This window comes from uncultured Campylobacter sp. (assembly GCF_938045595.1).
In the GTDB taxonomy this organism is placed as follows: Bacteria; Campylobacterota; Campylobacteria; order Campylobacterales; family Campylobacteraceae; genus Campylobacter_B.
In genome coordinates, this window is sequence record NZ_CALIBB010000271.1 from 1 (window position 1) to 1,581 (window position 1,581).

Here is a 1,581-nt window from a genome sequence, read left to right on the forward strand (position 1 = left end):
CATCTGGACGGCTACCCATTCTTAACGTATAAGAAAGATCCTCGCCGTCGGAATTTTGCTTCGAGTCATCTATCGCGACCGAAAATCTATTCTCATCACCTGGCTGAAACCCTACCTTTACGAGTGTGCTTTTTTTGGTTATGGTATATGGGTCTGCTTTTTCGCGAGTTTTTCCTATATAAAGTTTGTCCTCTTTACTATCATATATGTCGTAGAAATAGTTTTTTCTTTCATGACCGTGTCTATCGGTGTTTATAACCAAAAGATCAAACCAGCCGTATCTAGCTGCACCGGTGAAGGAGTGAAAATTTTGACTATCGACGCTTTGATAGCCCTGTTTAAAGCCGAAATGATAGTTCTTTTCCGTCAAGAAATCCCTGGCGTCTTTGGTTTCAAACATAACCGATCCGCCGAGTGCGCCGCTTCCCGCTTTTATGGAATCGGCTCCTTTGGTGATATTGGCCGTTTTGACGTTTTCCATCTCTACGCCGTTTCTTGTGTTGTTAAAATTTCCATACCCCTCAAAGAGATCTTTAAAGCCTTGCGAGCTTAAAGTCTCTGCTTGACGAAGCCCGTCCACCGTGATAGCCACGCGGTTTTCGTCCACGCCGCGAACAGCGTATCCGCTAGCGCCGAATCTGCCCGTCTCGACCGCCGTGATACCGGTTTGGTATCGCACCAAGTCTCTACTATCGGTGATCTGCTGCTTCTTGATAGTCTGCGCGGTAGTTTTGGTTTCGCCGACCTTTTGCTCGGCTACGCTTTGCGAATCGACATTGCCCGTTACCTGGATGGTTCCTAATTCTTGCGAATTTGCCTGGTCTTCCGCGTAAAGCGAGCCATAAAAGAGCAGCGAGGCATAGAGAGAGAGAGAGAATCTTCTAAACATTCATATTTCCTTACTTAATGATTATAGAATTGATTATTAACGCGGCGAATAATAATACAAAGACTTTTAATGTTTAATTAAATTACAGTTTAAATTCAAGTATAAATTTTAAATGGCTAAAATTTTGATTTTTTAAGAAGTATAAAATTTTGAACAGTCTAGAAATGCGCAACAATCGTAATTTAAGCTTGAGTTCGGCGCTAAATTTTGCAAAGCGTTTTTGAAACGACTAGAGAAAATGCTAAAAATTATAAGAGAGCGAATGATAACAAAGCGCATTTTATAATATGTAATGCGCTTTTTGAATTATAATATTTTTACCGGTAATTTTAAAATTTTATACCCATATCGCTGCGTTATAAATTTAGGATCTTAATAGATTGACGCCTCGCGGGATTTTCTAGCCGGTTGCTTTGTTGTCGCTGAAAATAGGGCATAAATTTTGTTTGGTAAAATTTAGATCGTGCTATAAATTTTATGCGCCCCGAAATTTTGAAATTTCGTTTCGCGAGAATACGGCAGCTACAGAATTTCGCCCCACGAATAAAGCATACCACCACGTTACGGGCATTGATAATCTACTCGTTTATTCCGCCAAATTAAACCATGCCGCCGTAAATTTTATGTTTTAAAATTTCGCGCCGAATCTTTCGCGGCTAAAAGATACCTCGCAGAGCCGCTGTGCCCTCTAC

Annotated in this window: 1 protein-coding gene; it reads right to left on the bottom strand. The window is 40.9% G+C overall.

The window, feature by feature from the left end:
• On the bottom strand, positions 1–889 hold an 889-nt coding region (locus tag Q0340_RS10640; protein WP_298083283.1), incomplete at its 3' end, for a TonB-dependent receptor plug domain-containing protein.
• Positions 890–1,581 lie beyond the last annotated feature (692 nt).